The organism is Streptomyces sp. GC420, assembly GCF_009916105.1.
Taxonomy (GTDB): Bacteria; Actinomycetota; Actinomycetes; order Streptomycetales; family Streptomycetaceae; genus Streptomyces.
The window spans coordinates 1-1,523 of sequence record NZ_JAAAXQ010000734.1 but is presented as its reverse complement, the minus strand read 5'-3'; the positions used below and the strand labels follow the sequence as shown (position 1 = coordinate 1,523).

The window sequence follows — 1,523 nt, the reverse complement described above, 5'->3', positions numbered from 1 at the left end:
GGTACCCCCGGGTGGGGGTGGTTTCGGGAAAAGCCGGACGCGGTGGCGGGGACGGACCTACTCTCGAGTTGTGCCAGGCGCATATGGTCGGGTGCTTGTTGTGGACGACAACAAGGTCATCCGGCAGCTGATCAGGGTCAACCTTGAGCTGGAGGGCTTCGAGGTCGTGACCGCGGCCGATGGTGCCGAGTGTCTGGAAATCGTCCACAGGGTCCGCCCGGACGTCGTCACGCTGGACGTGGTGATGCCCCGGCTGGACGGCATGCGGACCGCCGCCCGGCTGCGGTCGGATCCGCGGACCCGGGATCTCCCGGTGGCGATCATCAGCGCCTGCACCCAGTACGAGGTGGAGCAGGGGCTCGACGTAGGGGTGGACGCCTTTCTCGCGAAGCCCTTCGAGCCTGCCGAGCTGGTGCGGCTGGTCCGCCGGCTGATGCACCGCGACGGGAGTCGCGGCGAGCACCGGGAGGACCCGCCGTCGATCGACGGCAGGCATGAGGCGGGGGAGTCCGAGCCGGCCGCCGGCCGGGCCTGAGGCGGAGACGGCTGTCTTCGTTGCGCGGCTCCCCTGTCACTCGGGACACGCCCGGCACCACCGCTCGCACAGGTCACAGCCCGCTGTGTCCCACATCGCGGAAACCGGTTCGCGGCGCCACCCCGTCTCTCCCCTACCCTTGTCCCGTGACCCCCGCCGAGCTCTCCCGTACCGTCCTGCGTGCCGTGCGCAGCGCGGTGGACGAGGGTGCCCTGCGGACCGCCGCCGTGCCGGAGCGGGTCATCGTGGAGCGCCCCAGGCCCGGGGGCCGCGGGGACTACGCCAGCAACATCGCCCTCAAGGTGGGCGCCGCCTCCGGGATTCCGCCGCGCGACGTGGCCGAGCTGCTCGCGGCCAGGATCGCCGGAGCGCCCGGCATCACCGGCGTCGAGATCACCGGGCCCGGCTTCCTCAACTTCACCCTCGCCGCCCTGTCCACGTCCGAGCTCGTGGCGCGCGTCCTGCGCGAAGGCGACCGGTACGGGTACGGCGACGCCCTCGAGGGCGTCGTCCTGAGCTTTCCGAGCGAGGGTGACCTGCGCACCCGCGTCGTGACCGACTGTGTCGTACGTCTCCTGCGCACCCAGGGCGCGCTCGCCCGCACCAGCGTCGGTCCCGACGGCCACCAGGGCCACGACGACGGCCGCCAGGAGCGGCTGCGCGTCGTCGCCCTCCCCGCCCGCGACCGGGACGTGTTCACCCGCCTGGGTACCGACGCCGCCCGCTGGGGCATGCTCCGCACCGCCCCGAACGAGCGTCCCCGGCTCTCCGCGGAGCTGCTGGTGCAGAGCGAGACCAACCCCCTCTTCCGCGTCCGGTACGCCCACTCCCGCGCCCGCGCCCTGCTCAGGAACGCCGCCCAGCTCGGTTTCCGCGCCGGGTGTGACGGACACGCAAACGGCGACCACATGCAAGACGTCGCGCACCGGTGCGACGAACCCGCTCCCGCCGAGCACGCCGAGCACGCCGAACACGCTCACGCCGAGCA

Annotated in this window: 2 protein-coding genes; both read left to right on the top strand. The window is 72.6% G+C overall.

Going from position 1 to position 1,523, the window contains the following annotated elements; all coding sequences use genetic code 11:
- Positions 1-535 (top strand): response regulator (locus GUY61_RS38255; protein ID WP_243767037.1); only part of this gene is annotated, 535 nt, incomplete at its 5' end.
- Positions 536-681: 146 nt separating this feature from the next.
- Positions 682-1,523, top strand: an 842-nt coding sequence (locus GUY61_RS38250; protein WP_166634883.1) for an arginine--tRNA ligase, incomplete at its 3' end; no start/stop codon positions are given.